Consider the following 15,353-nt stretch of genomic DNA (forward strand, 5'->3'; position numbering starts at 1 on the left):
TGGCCAGCTGGACCGTCACTCGTTCCCATCAGGCTGTTTCACTATGTTCGCGGGCCGGTGTCGGCATGGCGAGAAGGAACTCGGTGACGTCGTCGATCGCTCCGGTCCGACGACCTCGAACGAGCGGCGTCGAGAGGGCGCAACCCAACTCGGGGCGGCGGCGAAGCGGTATCAGCTGTCGAGACCCGCATTGCTTGTCGAGGTCTTCGGGGGTGTCGTAGATCATGATGGAGAACACGGTGGCCTGCGACCCGCCCGAGCCCGGGGGTCGGTAGCGCGCCTGACTACCCGGCGAACGCCGATACCCCACATAATTTTCCGTGGCTATCACATAGTTGGTGCCGCCGAGCGTGCACTCGGACGCAACGAGATCGCGTCCGGAGGGTGAATGTCCGGGACGAGCGGTGAACAAGGAGCGCGGGGACGTGGGGTCGACGAGACAAGGGGCGGATACCCGGGCGGTGCATTTCGTCGGTAGTTTTCCGGCCGAGAGCACGGAAGTGGCGATGCGGGCCATGCTCGACAGCGCTGGGGCGCGATTACATACCCTGCCCACCGGAGAGACGCGCCGTTACGAGTTCTACATTCAGCCCATCATCGAAGACCTGGTCGCCCGAGGTGTCCTGGCGGTGAAGAAGCCCGGATCGTGGCGCTCGAGCCGGGAGCGGACGATCCATCGCGCCCCGCGCGGCACCGAATTGTCCGGCGCGGGCCTGGATCTCGGATATCTCCGCGAGGCCGAAGAGGCGCTGCCCCTCCTCCGTGAGCTCCGCGGCGAGCGGGAGCTGCCCGATCTCGCGCTCCAGATCGGCATGCCGACCGACTTCACGTTGACGTTCATCGCCATGGGGGCATCAGGCGTGCGGCGGCATCGCCGGGCATTCTTCGACGCCACCGTGCGCGACATCACGGCCATGCGGGAGCTGGCAGGCGACGACATTGTCGTGCAGCTCGAGGCCACCGCGGAGCTGGTGCTCATGTCGAAAACGCAACCGCTGCACCGGCTGATCGATCGGGCGCTGGGGCTGGGGGAGGGAATCGCCGCGCTGGCCGCGGCCGCTCCGGAGGGAACCCGTTTCGGGGTCCACCTCTGCCTCGGCAGCTTGCGCAACAAAGCCCGGGGAAGGTTGCGGAACGCGCGGCCCCTGGTCGATCTGGCCAATTCCGTCGTCCGGCATTGGCCGCGGGGGCGCGCTCTGGAATTCGTGCACGGCCCCGTGGCGGCAGGTGACATACCACCGTCGACGAAAGCCGAATTCTATGCGCCCCTGGCGGAGTTGTCCTTGGGTGCGGGCACGGATTTCTATGCCGGGTTGGTGCACGACCTACCCACCGCCTCGCAACAGTCGCACACATTGCGGGTCATCGAGAACGCGCTGGGGCGCCCGGTCGACGGAGTCGCCTGCGCGTGCGGTCTCGGCCGCCGTCCCCGCCCGGTCGCGGACGAACTCATGGCCCGAGCCCAATTGCTCGCGGCGAGCGGGGCGACGGACGATTGAATTCGTGCACCCCTGTGCGCAGTGACATCGGACCTTCTCTCCCGCAACGTCAATTGGTGCGCACGTTTCGTCCCCGGAGCGAATCTGGGCGGCTGGCAATGACTTTTGTTACGATCCCGATCAGCGAGATCGGGGAGGTATGGTGTCCGGCATGGAGCGAGCACCGCGTGGCGTCGATCCGAACCTGCCGAATTCAGCCCGGGTATACGACTATCTCCTCGGCGGCAAAGACAATTACGAAGTGGACCGGGCGGTCGCGCACCGAATGCTGTCCATCGCCCCGGACACCCGGACCCTCGCCTGGTTCAGTCGCAAATTCCTGGTGCACGCGGTCCAGTTCGCCGCGGAGGCCGGGATCCGGCAGTTCATCGACCTCGGCGCGGGTATCCCGACCTCGCCCAATGTGCACGAAGTCGTCCACGAGATCGATCCGTCGGCGCGGGTGGTGTACGTCGATTTCGACCCGGTCGTGTACGCGCATTGCAATGCCCTGCTGACCGGTGCGGAGGGCGTGACGGCGATGCTGGGTGATGTGCGCCGTACGGACGACCTTCTCGACCGGCTGCGGCACGAAGAGTTCATCGACTTCGATGAGCCGGTGGCGATCACGTTGGTCGGGGTCCTGCACTTCGTGATGGACGGCGAGGGCCCGGCCGACATCGTCGCCCGGCTCCGTGCGGCCATGGCGCCGGGAAGCTATCTGGCATTCACGCACGGCTCCGACGACAGCGATCGGGACTTCATCGACCAGTCGTCGTCGGACACCGCCAACTCCTCGGCCCAGGTGGCGTATCGCTCCCCCGCCCGAGTCGAATCGTTCTTCGAGGGCTTCGACATGATCGATCCCGGCGTAGTCCCCCTGCAACAGTGGCTCGAGGAGGACCTTCCGGCCACCAAGCTGGTGCTCCTGGGCGGGGTGGTCCGCAAGACCTCGGACCGAAGCGACGACTAAGGTCGGCGTATGTCCGAAATCTCGGCCCTCGCAGACCGGCTGGCCATCGTCGATGTGATCACCAAGATGTTCGTCTACACCGATCAAAAACGCTGGGAAGGCCTGTCGGCCGAGGTGTTCACGCCGAAGGTGGATTTCGACGGCGGTTTCGGCGGGCCGGTCGGTGAGCGGTCCGCGGCCGACATCATCGCTGATTGGCGCACCGGCCTGGCCGACCTCGACGAAGTGCACCACCAGTCCGGTAATCACCTCATCGATGTGGACGGTGACACGGCGCGGGTGCACGCCGACGCCATCGCGGTGCACGTCAAGAACGCCGCGGTCGAGGGCAAGACCCGTACGTTCGTCGGCAGCTACTCCCTCGGCGTCGAACGCACCGCGGACGGGTGGCGGGTCAATCGGTTCCACTACCACCTCAAGGTGATCGACGGGAACGCCGACTTGGTGTAGGTCCGGGCATCGCTCGCGACTTCGGATCGTATCGGTGCGCAATGGGCTCGCGATCCGCGATCTGATCGGCGGCGGTATCGTGAACGACTGGTCGCCTTGTCACCGACGAGCGATCGTCACGGTGCGGTGGCCGGTTCCGCTTCCTGCCGAGCGCGCGCGGGTTTCGTTTTCGCGTGTGAGCGTCCCGGCGCCCACACGCCGATGAGGACTGCGGCGACGAGAGTGACTATGCCCAGCGCCAGCGCGGATTGCTGCGCTCCGTGGACGAATGCGGTCTCGGCGAACTCGGCCAGCGGTGCGGCTTGTGGCCCCATCCGCTCGGTCACCTGCAACGCCGCGGCCAGCGAGTCGCCGACCGGTTCGCGGATCGGTTCGGGCAACCGGGGCAGGGCAGGCGCGATGCGGTCGCTGTACCCCGCGGCCAAGACGCTGCCCGAGATGGCGATGCCGACGGCCGCGCCGACTTCGCGCGCCGCGTCGTTCACCGCCGCCGCTACGCCGTGCTTCTCCACCGGGGTGCCCGCGATGATCGCCGCCGTCGCCGGCGCGGTGCACAAGCCGACGCCCGTGCTCATCACCAGCAACGACCAGACCAGATCGAGGTAGGTGGTGTGGGTGTCGATCCTGGACATCGCGAGCAGCGCGATGGCGATGATCGCCAGCCCGGAGGCGATCGGCAACCGCAACCCGACCCGCTCGGCGAGCCGCGGCGCCACGACCGAGACCGCCACCATCGGCACCATCATCGGCGCCATCGCCAAAGCCGACGTCAGCGGCCCATACCCGAGAATCAGCTGAAGGAACTGGACCATCAGGAGGAAGGCGCCGAAGGACACCAGGAACTGCACCATCACCGCCGCGGTACCGGAGCCGAACCCCCGATCGGCGAACAACCGCACATCCAGCAGCGGGTGCGCCACCCGTGACTCGACCGTCACGAACACCACCCCCGCCAGCACCGCCGCGACGGCCATGGCGATCACCACCGGATCCAGCCAGCCGCGCTCGGGCGCCTCGATCGCGGCCACGACGAGCAATCCCACCGCGACGGCAGCCGTCGCCGCCCCCCACAGGTCGATCCGCGGGCGAGTCCGGTCCACCGACTCCGGCACAGTGAACCCGGCGATCATCAGCAACAGTCCCGCTACGGCCATGGCGAGAAAGACCGAGACCCAGGACCAGGGCTCCAGCAGCAGACCGGAACCGAGGATGCCGAGCACCGCGCCGATACCGGCGACACCCGCCCACAGCCCCACGGCGTACGCCCGGCGGGATTCCGGGAACCCGGCGGTGATCAGCGACAGCGTCGACGGCATGACCAGGGCGGCGCCCGCACCTGCCGCCGCCCGCGTCGCGATCAGCCAGCCGGGTGTGTCCAGCAGCAGCGGCGCCGCGGAGGCGGCCGCGAACACGAAGAGCCCGATGATCAGCATCGCCCGCCGCCCGTACCGGTCGCCGAGCGCGCCCGCCGGAAGCACCAGGCAGGCCAGCGCGAGGGTGTACCCGTCGACGACCCAGGTCAGCTGTTGCTGACTGGCTCCGGTCGCGGCGGCGATCTCGGGCAGCGCGGTGTACAGGGCCGCCATCGACGCGACCACCAGGGCCACGGCGGAGCAGGATATCGCCAACATCCACCGCTGGGCGGCGGACAACCGTGTCGCGGTGGATTCCATGACGCCTCCCCAAAAAGGAAACCAACAGTATCGCTACGCTACTATCAGTAGCATAAGTGGGCCAGGTGGCGATAGGCGTCGCGGAAGGAGGAATGTTCGTTCCATGACCGGTGCCGCCGACCCGATGCCGCACGACTCCGCTCGCGACGACGATGTCGATCCGCGCAAGCTGCGTTCCCGAGCCAGGCTGCTCGACGCCGCGACCGCCCTGCTCCAAGCCGGTGGGCTGGAAGCGGTCACCGTCGAGGCGGTCACGACGATGTCCAAAGTCGCGCGCACCACGCTGTACCGGCATTTCGACAACGCCATGCAGTTGCGCGCCGCCACGCTCGAGCGCCTGCTTCCTCCGGTCATCGAGGCGCCGCCCGCCGGTCCGCTACGGCAGCGTCTGACCGAAATGCTCAGCAGGCAGGCCGCGGTCGTCGACGAGGCTCCGCTGCAGACGTCCACATTGGCGTGGCTGGCTACCGGTGAACGCGGCGAGTCCGGCGCGGGCCCGGCGTTCACGTCGCTTCGTCAGCGGCTCATCGAGCAGTATCGCCAGCCCTTCGACCAGCTCTTCGACGATCCGGAGGTGCGCGGGCAACTCGGCGAGTTCGACGTGACGCATGCGTTGACCCAGCTCGTCGGTCCGATCGTCTTCGCCAGGCTGGTCGGCCTCGGCCCCACCACCCCGGCCGACTGTGCGCGGCTCGTGGACGACTTCTTGGCCGCCCGCGCGAGCGACCGTGACCGCCGCGCGGCCGAGCCGGCCGGACACGTGGACGAAGCCGATCGGGACGGCAGGTAGGCTCGGCGTGCTCGGCGGACGACGAGGAAACCGGTGGAAGTCCGGTGCGGTCGCGCCACTGTAGAAAAGCCAGACCCTCCCCGGCGAGCAGCGAACCCCCGATGGGCGCGTCACCCGAGGAAGGCTGCCACCCGTGATAGTGCTGTTGTCCACGTCCGACACCGATCTGCTCAGTGCCCGCGCCAGCGGGGCCGACTACCGATGGGGGAATCCGGCTCGCCTGCTGGTCGACGACCTGCCCGGCCTGCTCGACGGCGCCGATCTGGTGATCGTGCGCATCCTCGGCGGCAAACGGGCCTGGGAAGACGGGCTGGAGGCGCTGCGCGCGAGCGGGATTCCGCTGGTCGCCCTCGGCGGTGAGCTCGCTCCGGATGCCGAGCTGATGGAATGCTCCACCGTGCCGGGCGGCGTCGCGGCCGACGCGCACAACTACCTCGCCGCCGGTGGCCCGGAGAACCTGCGCCAGCTACACAATTTCCTGTCCGACACCGTGCTGCTGACCGGCCACGGCTTCGAGCCGCCGGTCCAGCTGCCCAGCTGGGGCGAACTGGACCGGGTCGCCGCCGATCGGGCCGATGGGCCGACCGTGGCGGTGATCTACTACCGCGCACAGCATCTGGCCGGCAACACCGCCTACATCGAAGCCCTGTGCACCGCGATCGAACAGGCCGGCGCGCGAGCACTGCCGCTGTACTGCGCGTCACTGCGCACCGCCGAACCCGAGTTGCTGGCGATCCTGCGCCGCGCCGACGCATTGGTGGTCACCGTGCTGGCCGCCGGAGGCACCAAGCCCGCCACCGCGTCGGCGGGCGGCGAGGACGAGGCGTGGGACGTCGGCGCACTCGCCGAGCTGGACGTGCCCATCCTGCAGGGACTTTGCCTGACCACCGGCCGCGACCAATGGGAAGCCAACGACGACGGGTTGTCACCGCTGGACGTCGCCACCCAGGTCGCCGTGCCGGAATTCGACGGGCGAATCATCACGGTCCCGTTCTCGTTCAAGGAATTCGACGCCGACGGCCTGTCCACGTACGTCCCCGATCCCGAGCGCGCCGCCCGCGTCGCCGGCATCGCGACACGCTACGCGAGGCTGCGCCACATCCCCGCCGCGCGCAAGCGCGTCGCCGTCATGCTGTCGGCCTACCCGACCAAGCACGCCCGCATCGGCAACGCCGTCGGACTGGACACCCCGGCGAGCGCGATCCGTCTACTCACCGAAATGCGAGCCGCTGGTTACGATCTCGGCGCGCCCGGCGAGGTGCCCGGACTGGACGAACAAGACGGCGACGCCCTCATCCACGCCCTGATCGCGGCCGGCGGCCAAGATCCCGACTGGTTGACCGCCGAGCAGTTGGAAGGCAACCCGATTCGCATCGGCGCGGCGACCTACGCGGCCTGGTTCGACACCCTGCCCGAGGACCTGCGTGCCGCCGTCGTGGCGGCATGGGGCCCGCCGCCGGGTGAACTGTACGTCGACCGCTCGTCCGATCCGGCCGGTGAGATCGTCATCGCCGCGCTGCGTTTCGGCAATGTCGTGCTCATGGTGCAGCCGCCGCGCGGCTTCGGCGAGAACCCCGTCGCGATCTACCACGACCCAGACCTGCCGCCCAGCCACCACTACCTCGCCGCCTATCGCTGGCTCAGCGCGCCCGAGGGATTCGGTGCCGACGCGATGGTGCACTTGGGCAAGCACGGAAACCTGGAATGGCTGCCCGGCAAGACGCTCGGCATGTCGGCCTCCTGCGGCACCGACGCCGCCCTCGGCGACCTGCCGCTGATCTACCCGTTCCTGGTGAACGATCCGGGCGAGGGCACCCAGGCCAAGCGCCGCGCGCACGCCACTCTCGTCGATCACTTGATCCCGCCGATGGCCAGGGCCGAGAGCTACGGCGACATCTCCCGCCTGGAGCAACTGCTCGACGAGCACGCGAACATCTCCGCGCTGGATCCGGCCAAGCTTCCCGCCATCCGCCAGCAGATCTGGACGTTGATGCGCGCTGCGAAGATGGACCACGACCTCGGCCTCACCGAGCGCCCGGATGAGGATTCCTTCGACGACATGCTGCTGCACGTCGACGGCTGGCTGTGCGAGATCAAGGACGTGCAGATCCGCGACGGCCTGCACGTCCTCGGCCAGGCGCCCGCCGGAGAGAGCGAACTCGACCTGGTGCTGGCGATGCTGCGCGCGCGCCAGCTCTGGGGCGGCGAGCGCAGCGTGCCCGGCCTGCGCGAAGCCCTCGGCCTCGACGAGTCCGGCGGCGAGGCGCGCGAGCGCGTGGACGCGGTCGAGGACAGCGCCCGCACGCTGGTCGGGGCGTTGCAGGCGGCGGGCTGGTCGCCGGACGCGGTCGACGGCATCACCGACAACCCCGAGGTTCGGCGCGTGCTGCGCTTCGCGGCCATCGAGGTGGTGCCGCGCCTGCGCCAGACCGGCGTGGAGATCGACCGGGTGCTGCACGCGCTCGACGGCGGATTCATCCCGGCGGGGCCGAGTGGTTCGCCGCTGCGCGGCCTGATCAACGTCCTGCCGACCGGACGTAATTTCTACTCGGTCGACCCCAAAGCCGTGCCGTCCCGGCTGGCCTGGGAGACCGGGCAGGCCATGGCGGAATCCCTGCTGGATCGCTATCGCGCCGACCACGACGAATACCCCCGATCGGTGGGCCTGTCGATCTGGGGCACCTCGGCCATGCGCACCTCGGGTGACGACATCGCCGAAGTCTTCGCCCTGCTGGGCGTCCGGCCGGTCTGGGATGAGGCGAGCCGCCGGGTCAGCACGCTCGAGGTGATCTCGCTCGAGGAACTGGGCCGCCCGCGCATCGATGTCACCGTGCGCATCAGCGGCTTCTTCCGGGATGCCTTCCCGCACGTGCTCGCCCTGCTGGACGACGCGGTCCGCCTGGTGGCGGACCTCGACGAGCCGGAAGAAGCGAATTACGTGCGTGCGCACGCTCGGGCGGATCTGGCCGAACACGGCGACCAGCGGCGCGCGACCACCCGCATCTTCGGCTCCAAACCCGGCACGTACGGGGCGGGTCTGCTGCAGTTGATCGATGCGAAGAGCTGGCGCACCGACGACGACCTCGCGCAGGTGTACACCGCCTGGGGCGGCTATGCCTACGGGCGCGACCTCGACGGCGCGCCCGCCGCCGAGGACATGCGCGGCGCCTATCGGCGGATTGCGGTGGCGGCCAAGAACACCGACACCCGCGAGCACGACATCGCCGACTCCGACGACTATTTCCAGTTCCACGGCGGCATGATCGCCACTGTGCGTGCGCTGACCGGCAAGAACCCGGCAGCCTACATCGGCGACAGCACCCGTCCGGACGCGGTGCGCACCCGGACGCTGTCGGAGGAGACGGCGCGGGTGTTCCGGGCACGCGTGGTGAATCCGCGCTGGCTCGAGGCCATGCGCAGGCACGGCTACAAGGGCGCGTTCGAGATGGCGGCCACCGTCGACTACTTGTTCGGCTACGACGCCACCACCAACGTGGTGGCCGACTGGATGTACGAGAAATTGACGGAGAGCTACGTTTTCGACGACGTGAACCGGAAGTTCATGGAGCAGTCCAATCCCTGGGCGCTACACGGCATTGCCGAGCGTCTGCTGGAGGCGGCCGAGCGGAAACTGTGGGAACATCCCGACCAGGAAACGCTCGATCGGTTGCGTCAGGTGTACCTGGAGGCCGAAGGCGAGCTGGAGTAGCCTCCAGTCGCTCTCCCGTTCTCTTCGATCGGCACGAGATGTGCTGGCGGGCAAGACATTTCGGGCATTTTCAACTGCCGGAAATGGTGATGCAGAACGTCTATAATCGCTAGTGTTTCACGGCTGTACCCAGGTAACGACAGATCGAATCTGCTGAGGATGGGAAGGCTCATGAAGTTCAGGAATTTGGTTGCGACCACGCTGCTGACCATTGCCGCCACCGGCGTGACCGCGGCGACCGCATTTGGGCAAGCCGAGATCGATGGTGCGGCGGTGAGCGAGAACCACAGCGGTGTCGCCTACACCGCGTCCGTCGCGCCGGACCGGTCGAGCGCCGCGGTCACGCTCGCTTCCGGTACGTTCGCCCGCACGCCGGACGGCATCGCGGTGCTGGGGCCCGACGGTGCGGTGGTGACGACGGTGCCGACAACCCTGCAGTCCATGTTCGGCCAGCAGGTCGGGGTGGCTCCCCACATCGATGCGGCCGGGACGACGCTGACCTTGACGCCGGTCGGCACCGCGATTCCGGAGCCGGGTGCGCCGCGGTTCATCGGTGACGCGGCGGCCACGTTGGGCGGTGTGGCGATCGGCTGTGCCGTCGGGGCGCTGATCGGCCTCGTCTTCTTCGTTGTCGGGGTGTTCCCCGGCTGCGTGGTCGGCGGACTCATCGGTGCCGCCGCGGGCGCGAGCCGGTAGGTGCGGGACTGATCCGCCAGTCGGCGGCATCGGCCGCGCTCGGCGCTCGCGCCGGGCGCGGCCGCGTGCTATTGCCGTCCCGCCGCCCGCCGGAAACGCGCTGCGGTGGCGACCAGATGCTCGGCCAGGGCCGGGGAGTCCAGGACCTCGAATTCGACGTCGGCCAGACCGAGATACAGCGTCAGCATCCGGGGCGAATCCGAACCCACATGTGCGACACAGTGATCCGGCCCGTCCGGTTCGACCTCCACCGCCGCGGGCATGCGGGCCCGGATCACCTCCGCCGGGGCGGCCATCCGTACCCGGGCGCGATAGGCCCAGGTGGCCGTGCCCACTCCGCGCCGGACTCGCTCGGCGATCTCCTCTTCGGACAGGGCACGGGGAGTGAATCGTGGCCCGTTCGGGATCTTCGGGATGATCCGGTCGACACGGAAAGTACGCCAGTCGCCGCGCTCCACATCCCAGGCGACGAGGTACCAGCGGCGCCCCCAGTGCACCATCCGGTGCGGTTCGACATCCCGGCTGGACGGTGTGCCGGAATGGCTTTCGTAGTCGAAGCGCAATCGCTCGCTCGCTCTGATCGCCCCCGCGACCGCGGTGAGCACCGCCGCGTCCACGGTCGACTCCTCGTCGCCGGGCACGTGCACGGTGGCGGCCGTCAGCACCTCGACCCGGTGCCGTAATCGAGACGGCAACACCTGCTGCAGTTTCGCCAGCGCGCGCACCGCCATCTCCTCGATGCCGGTGATCGCCCCGTTGGCGGCGGTGACCAGCCCGATCGTCACCGCGACGGCCTCGTCATCGTCCAGCAGCAACGGCGGCAGCGCCGATCCGGACCCGAGCCGGTACCCGCCCGCGACACCCGGCGTCGCGTGGACGGGGTAGCCGAGCGTCCGCAGCCGCTCGATGTCGGTCCGAACAGTGCGCGTGGACACGCCCAACCTGTCGGCCAGCGCGGGCCCGGGCCAGTCGCGCCGGAGCTGCAGCAGCGACAACAGCCGCAACAGACGTGCGGAGGTTTCCAGCATCGCTAGATCATGACAGCTATCGCGGAAGTGTCGCTTCCGCGATGGACGAACTAGCCAGCCTGTGTCATACACGGCTCGACAGTGAAGTCGAGCCCGAAGTTGTTCAACGCCACCGGCAGCGGTGCGTCCGGGTTGGGCCGCGGCGTGGACCGCAGCCGGAAGTCGGCGGAGGTCAGCAAGTGCGCGAGTAGCGTGCTGGTGACGAACAGCACCAGATTGCGGCCGGGGCAGTCGGCCGGACCCGCGCTGAACGGCACGAGTTGTGGGTACTGCTCCGCGCGGCCGTCCAGCCAGATCTCCGGGACGAATTGGTCGGCGAACGGCAGCAGATCGGGATCCCGGTGGAACGCCGGGACCGCGATCATCAGGGCGGCGCCCGCCGCGATGGTGAAGCGCTCGTCGCCGTCGCGCCACTGGGTGTCGGCGGTGATGTCCCGCAGCAGCATGGGCGTGGTCGGCCACAGCCGCACCGATTCGAGCACGCAGGCGCGTAGGTAGCCGCGCAGGTCGGCACGCTCCGGGTCGACGGCGTCGGCGAGCGCCCTGGCGTGATGCTCGGGATGGGTGGTCAGCACGGCGAGCGCGCGGCTGAGCGCGATGCCCGCCGCGTCGAAGGCGAACAACCAGTGCGGTATCTGCCCGACCGGATCGGTGGCGCCGCCCGCGGGCACCGCGGCCAGCGCACCGGCGAGGCTGTCCGGCGGAGCGGACTCCACGTGGCGATATAACCGGTTGGTGAACTGATCGCGCTGCCTGCGATGCGCAGGCGCCAGGAACGACCAGTTGCCCGCCGAGCGGAGCCGGGACAACTCGTCGGTGAGGACGGTGTCGTCGCGTCCCCGCAGCCCGAGCACGATCCGCCGGACCAGCCGCCACCACTGCGTGGTGAACTGCCGCGCGTCCAGGTGGCCGCGGTGCAGGGCCGACACGATCATCTCGCGCGCCTCCTCCGCGATGGCCTCCGCGAACGGCCCGGCCAGACGGTGCAGCGGCTCGGCGGAGTCCAGCGCGGCCTCGTTCACGGCGCGGCGCTGGTCGCGGATCGGCCCGTCGGACAGCAGGACGCCGTGCGGCTGGAACTGGCGCAGCGAGGCCCGCTTCTCACGATTGGCGGGATGAAAAGGGGCCGGCGCGTCGGCCAGCACCCGCCCGACGTCCTGCGGGTCGAGAACGACGACGATCCGGCGGCCTGGCACCACGAGCTCGACCGGTCCCGCCCCGAACTCGCGCCGCAACTGCCGCACGCGCTCGATCGCCCGGGAATCGGCGCCGGTGCGTTCGAGCAAGCCGAGCACCGGCCGACGCCGCGCGATGACGCCCGAGGCGACCGAGGCGAATCCGAGATCCGCCAGTGCCGCTACCGCGGGCACTCCCACCAGTCGGTGTTCGCGGTTGTCTGCCATACGGCCTCCTCCCGGTGCGCTCAGATCGGCACGGTGCCGACGACCGGGCACATACCCGGCGACCGGAGGTCGAAACCGTGGCGGGCTCTGTACTGCACCGATGCGGTGCCGAGGCTCAGCTCGGTGACTGGGTCTCGTCCACCGCGAGCGCGTCCTCGACCGAGTCGAACACGGTGAGCAAGCGGTCCAGCGCGGTCACCTCGATCGGCCTGCGCGCCGCGTCACTGGGGACCACGCGCAAGCCGCGCGAGCCGGTGGCCTCCGAAGCCGCCAGCAGGACGCTCAGCCCCGCGGAGCCGAGGAACCCGACGTTCGACATGTCCACCACAACCGCGGCCGGTGTGTCGCGCAGCGCCTCGTCGAGCGCCGATTGCAAGCGTGGCGCGGACGCCATGTCTATCTCGCCGTGCACGGTCACGATCGCCGTGTCCTCCGACGACCGCACCTCGACCTCCAGCGCTCGGGGCGCGCTATCGGAACTCACAATCCACCTCCCGTGCCAGCGACGCGTCCTCGGCAGTGCGCCACGTCGACCTCCCGCTCCGGTTCGCGTCTCTTGCGCACAGGCGCGGCGCAGAGAGCGAGCATTCCGCGGTCAACTTACCCCATCCTGCCGCGCGGCAATCACGCTGTGCGCCTCATCCCGCATCGGAAGGGGGCGTGTCACCGTTCCAGAGGGGGACGGACGCCGGTTGTGAAGTGGACGCCCGAGTACTCGTCGCTGTGGCAAAGATGCGGCATGCCTGCGAATGCGTCACCGTGAACACGAACCGGGCACAGGAGGGGAGACCGAGGTTGCGAGCCGGTTCTCGACCCGGTGACAAGTCACACAACGGGCGGCAGCGATGGGTCGATCGCGTCCGGAACCGGGGGGGGGGCGGTGAGTCCCTGCGCTCCGCGATTCGTACCGGTCGAACCGGGCGGGCTGCGGGAAACGCTTGGGACTGCAGCGAATACCGATCGCCACACCCGAGAACGGCTCTCGTGTCATGACCGCAGCTCGGCCACCATCTCAGGAGTGAGGGAGTATCCATACGCAGGATCGACGGCCGGACAACGCACGACCGCCGCCGGGATCCGGCTACTCCGAGAGTGCCGAATCACGGCGGCGGCAGTGGATTCCAGCCGGCGAGGCGCGGTTATCGCATCATCGTCCCTATTCGGGCCAAGTGCCGGTGAGTGATTCGTAGCCCGTCGCGCCGGCGCGATCGATCGCAGCCTTGACCAGCCCGAAGATGGCGCCTTGCAGGGCAGCGGCGAAGAGCACTTCGCGCCACGAGTAATCCCGCGCGGTGGATGTCGGTGCTTGCTGTTCGCCGCTGATCCGACTCCATACCCTGGTGAACACCGCGTTCGCCGCGAGGCCACCGAGCACGCTGATCACCATGCCGAGTGGCTTGTAGAGCGTCTTCATCGCCGCCTCCGTGCGATCTGCCACACCAGTGCCGTGATCACCGCGGCGCCGAGGGCGGCCGGGATCGGATGCGCGCGCAACGCTGCACCGGCCTGCTTGCCGCGTACGGCCACCGGCTCCGGTGTCGCCTCCACCGCACGGTGGGCGAGGCCCGCGGCGGCCGTCCGGGCCTGCTGAGCCTTCTCCGTGACGGCGAGCGCCGCCTCCGACGCCGCGTGCTGGGTCGCCTCGACGGCGTCGTGCGCCTTTTCCTTGCCGCGGGCGGGCACGTCGAGTTTGTGGCCGAGTTCCTCGACCGTCCTGCCGAGGTCTTCTCTGGCCTGATCGCGGTCGCGCCGCAGCGCCGCGACGTCGTCGGCGGGCCTGCCGGCCTGCGATCGGCTGTCGCTCATCCTCGCCTCCTGTCCTTGATCACTTCGATGTCCTCGCGCACGCCCTCGACCGCTTCCTGGGGTATCGGCGGGGTGGCGGTCTCCACGCTCTTCTTTCCGGATAATCCGAGGATCGCCGCGACCACGAGCAGCGCGCCCGCGACGATCAACGCCGAAGCCCACCCCGGCAGCAGTTCGGTGAGCCCGAGCACCGCCGCGGCGACCAACGCCGCCCCGCCGTAGAACGCCAGCAGCGCGGCGACCCCCGCCAGGCCCGCTCCGCGCCCGAACTGTTTGCCCTTCTGCCGCATCTCCACGCGGGCGAGCTGGAGTTCGTCGCGGATGAGCCGGGACAGCTGTGCGGTGGCGTCCTCCACCAACTCGGCGACCGACCGTGAATTCGCTGGCGGGCGGGTCGGTGTCGTTCCGGTCATGAGACCTCCTTCGGCATGTCGCACCTCCTGCAGGGCGACTACCCGCGCGGCCGCATTCCAATCGGACGCCTCCGCGGGGATCGCGCCCCGCGGGCTCGGGACGTACGGAGGTGGGTCACCCGTGCGATCGGAGATCACGCCGCGTTCCGAAGCGGTTGGGCCGCAGACGAAATCGCTTCAGGACGGATCGATGTAGTCGCCGATCTGCCCGATCGCTTCGACCGGATGCCGGGCCCGCACTCCTCTGCCGATCCCCTCGAACTGCCAGCCGCCGTCGGTGCGACGCACTCGACCGAGCACCAGGCCGGTGTGCGCGCCGCCGCCGGTGAGGTCGTAGCGGGCCAGCTGGGTGCCCGCGGCGGTGTCGATCACCCGGCAGTAGGCGTTCGCGATCCGCTCGAAACTCTGGCCGGTGTAGCAGGTGACGAGGAACAGCACTGTCGTGACTTCCGTGGCGAGCCGGGACAAGTCGACGCTGATGATCTCGTCGTCGCCCGACCCCTCACCGGTGATGCTGTCGCCGTGCAGCCGGACCGACCCGTCCGTGGAGTTGAGTTGTTCGTGGTACACGACGTCGACCAGCCGGCCCGTGGCGAAGAGCAGAGCCGCGACGTTGAGATCGATCTCCTCGCGCCGGCCGAAGAAGCGCCGGTGCGCGGCGGGGTCCCAGCCGATCGCCACGGTGACGAGCTCGAGCGGGATTCCGCGCTCGTCGCGGAGCACGGTGAACATAGGGATTCTCCTCTGCGTCGGAGCCCGGGGCGGTATGCCTCCGCCATCGGGCGTCGAGTGCGCTCTGGTCGTCGGCCGACGCGCTGAGCGTGACCGCTGGGCGACGTTTGTGCCGAGACGATCGGGACGAGTCGGCGGACGAGCAGCGTACCTGTGCCGGTGTCGAAAATGGCGAGAATCCAATCCGCCAGGCGCAGCGCAG

15 protein-coding genes are annotated in these 15,353 nt (G+C 69.2%); 6 read left to right on the forward strand and 9 right to left on the reverse strand.

Features of this window, described 5'->3' with window-relative positions; all coding sequences use genetic code 11:
* Positions 1-28: 28 nt before the first annotated feature.
* Positions 29-226: a hypothetical protein gene (locus GVY39_RS34410; RefSeq protein WP_236565489.1), complete on the reverse strand. Its 198-nt coding sequence runs from the start codon at positions 224-226 to the stop codon at positions 29-31.
* Positions 227-425: 199 nt separating this feature from the next.
* On the opposite strand from GVY39_RS34410, the gene GVY39_RS16575 reads away from it, so the two are divergent.
* From GVY39_RS16575 to GVY39_RS16585, 3 genes are all read left to right on the forward strand, one after another.
* Entirely contained in the window at positions 426-1,499 is a 1,074-nt protein-coding gene (locus tag GVY39_RS16575) for a hypothetical protein (protein ID WP_236565488.1), read from the forward strand.
* A gap of 151 nt (positions 1,500-1,650) precedes the next feature.
* The gene (locus GVY39_RS16580) at positions 1,651-2,451 is read left to right on the forward strand and encodes an SAM-dependent methyltransferase (protein WP_159925371.1); all 801 of its coding nucleotides are present in this window, start codon (positions 1,651-1,653) and stop codon (positions 2,449-2,451) included.
* Positions 2,452-2,460: 9 nt separating this feature from the next.
* Positions 2,461-2,901, forward strand: coding sequence for a nuclear transport factor 2 family protein (locus GVY39_RS16585; protein WP_159925369.1), 441 nt, complete (start codon positions 2,461-2,463; stop codon positions 2,899-2,901).
* Between the two features lie 116 nt (positions 2,902-3,017).
* Here the strand turns inward: GVY39_RS16585 and GVY39_RS16590 are convergent, their stop codons facing one another.
* A complete protein-coding gene (locus GVY39_RS16590; protein ID WP_159925367.1) occupies positions 3,018-4,574 on the reverse strand; it encodes an MFS transporter in 1,557 nt (518 codons plus the stop codon).
* Positions 4,575-4,677: 103 nt separating this feature from the next.
* On the opposite strand from GVY39_RS16590, the gene GVY39_RS16595 reads away from it, so the two are divergent.
* The 3 genes from GVY39_RS16595 (at position 4,678) to GVY39_RS16605 (ending at position 9,769) form a co-directional block, all read left to right on the forward strand.
* Positions 4,678-5,364: a TetR/AcrR family transcriptional regulator gene (locus tag GVY39_RS16595; RefSeq protein WP_236565487.1), complete on the forward strand. Its 687-nt coding sequence runs from the start codon at positions 4,678-4,680 to the stop codon at positions 5,362-5,364.
* Positions 5,365-5,497: 133 nt separating this feature from the next.
* Positions 5,498-9,073 carry a cobaltochelatase subunit CobN gene (cobN, locus tag GVY39_RS16600; protein WP_159925365.1) on the forward strand — a complete coding sequence of 1,192 codons (3,576 nt, stop codon included), beginning with the start codon at positions 5,498-5,500 and terminating at the stop codon, positions 9,071-9,073.
* 171 nt (positions 9,074-9,244) lie between these two features.
* Entirely contained in the window at positions 9,245-9,769 is a 525-nt protein-coding gene (locus tag GVY39_RS16605; RefSeq protein ID WP_159925363.1) for a hypothetical protein, read from the forward strand.
* Positions 9,770-9,837: 68 nt separating this feature from the next.
* Here the strand turns inward: GVY39_RS16605 and GVY39_RS16610 are convergent, their stop codons facing one another.
* From GVY39_RS16610 to GVY39_RS16640, 7 genes are all read right to left on the reverse strand, one after another.
* Complete coding sequence (locus GVY39_RS16610; RefSeq protein WP_159925361.1) at positions 9,838-10,797, reverse strand: YafY family protein; 960 nt, start codon at positions 10,795-10,797, stop codon at positions 9,838-9,840.
* 50 nt (positions 10,798-10,847) lie between these two features.
* The gene (locus GVY39_RS16615; protein WP_159925359.1) at positions 10,848-12,200 is read right to left on the reverse strand and encodes a cytochrome P450; all 1,353 of its coding nucleotides are present in this window, start codon (positions 12,198-12,200) and stop codon (positions 10,848-10,850) included.
* Between the two features lie 115 nt (positions 12,201-12,315).
* A complete protein-coding gene (locus GVY39_RS16620) occupies positions 12,316-12,684 on the reverse strand; it encodes an STAS domain-containing protein (RefSeq protein WP_159925357.1) in 369 nt (122 codons plus the stop codon).
* Positions 12,685-13,356: 672 nt separating this feature from the next.
* Positions 13,357-13,614 (reverse strand): DUF4235 domain-containing protein, encoded by a 258-nt coding sequence (locus GVY39_RS16625; RefSeq protein ID WP_159925355.1) that lies wholly within the window; start codon positions 13,612-13,614, stop codon positions 13,357-13,359.
* A complete protein-coding gene (locus GVY39_RS16630; RefSeq protein WP_159925353.1) occupies positions 13,611-14,006 on the reverse strand; it encodes a DUF3618 domain-containing protein in 396 nt (131 codons plus the stop codon). Before GVY39_RS16630 ends, GVY39_RS16625 begins: the two co-directional genes overlap by 4 nt.
* On the reverse strand, positions 14,003-14,419 hold the full coding sequence (locus GVY39_RS16635) for a phage holin family protein (RefSeq protein WP_159925351.1): 417 nt from the start codon (positions 14,417-14,419) through the stop codon (positions 14,003-14,005). The genes GVY39_RS16630 and GVY39_RS16635 overlap by 4 nt, the downstream gene beginning before the upstream one ends.
* Positions 14,420-14,596: 177 nt before the next feature.
* The gene (locus GVY39_RS16640; protein WP_159925349.1) at positions 14,597-15,151 is read right to left on the reverse strand and encodes a TerD family protein; all 555 of its coding nucleotides are present in this window, start codon (positions 15,149-15,151) and stop codon (positions 14,597-14,599) included.
* Positions 15,152-15,353: the final 202 nt, after the last annotated feature.

Origin of the sequence: Nocardia sp. CY15 (assembly GCF_009829295.1) — a bacterium.
Taxonomy (GTDB): domain Bacteria; phylum Actinomycetota; class Actinomycetes; order Mycobacteriales; family Mycobacteriaceae; genus Nocardia; species Nocardia sputi.

What these genes read in the sequence shown, in the direction of transcription:
- GVY39_RS16610 (WP_159925361.1), bottom strand. Translation starts at nt 10,797, where the DNA reads ATGCTGGAAACCTCCGCACGTCTGTTGCGGCTGTTGTCGCTGCTGCAG.
- GVY39_RS16595 (WP_236565487.1), top strand. Translation starts at nt 4,678, where the DNA reads ATGACCGGTGCCGCCGACCCGATGCCGCACGACTCCGCTCGCGACGAC.
- GVY39_RS16585 (WP_159925369.1), top strand. Translation starts at nt 2,461, where the DNA reads ATGTCCGAAATCTCGGCCCTCGCAGACCGGCTGGCCATCGTCGATGTG.
- GVY39_RS34410 (WP_236565489.1), bottom strand. Translation starts at nt 226, where the DNA reads ATGATCTACGACACCCCCGAAGACCTCGACAAGCAATGCGGGTCTCGA.
- GVY39_RS16630 (WP_159925353.1), bottom strand. Translation starts at nt 14,006, where the DNA reads ATGAGCGACAGCCGATCGCAGGCCGGCAGGCCCGCCGACGACGTCGCG.
- GVY39_RS16590 (WP_159925367.1), bottom strand. Translation starts at nt 4,574, where the DNA reads ATGGAATCCACCGCGACACGGTTGTCCGCCGCCCAGCGGTGGATGTTG.
- GVY39_RS16635 (WP_159925351.1), bottom strand. Translation starts at nt 14,419, where the DNA reads ATGACCGGAACGACACCGACCCGCCCGCCAGCGAATTCACGGTCGGTC.
- GVY39_RS16605 (WP_159925363.1), top strand. Translation starts at nt 9,245, where the DNA reads ATGAAGTTCAGGAATTTGGTTGCGACCACGCTGCTGACCATTGCCGCC.
- GVY39_RS16615 (WP_159925359.1), bottom strand. Translation starts at nt 12,200, where the DNA reads ATGGCAGACAACCGCGAACACCGACTGGTGGGAGTGCCCGCGGTAGCG.
- GVY39_RS16640 (WP_159925349.1), bottom strand. Translation starts at nt 15,151, where the DNA reads ATGTTCACCGTGCTCCGCGACGAGCGCGGAATCCCGCTCGAGCTCGTC.
- GVY39_RS16580 (WP_159925371.1), top strand. Translation starts at nt 1,651, where the DNA reads ATGGAGCGAGCACCGCGTGGCGTCGATCCGAACCTGCCGAATTCAGCC.
- GVY39_RS16625 (WP_159925355.1), bottom strand. Translation starts at nt 13,614, where the DNA reads ATGAAGACGCTCTACAAGCCACTCGGCATGGTGATCAGCGTGCTCGGT.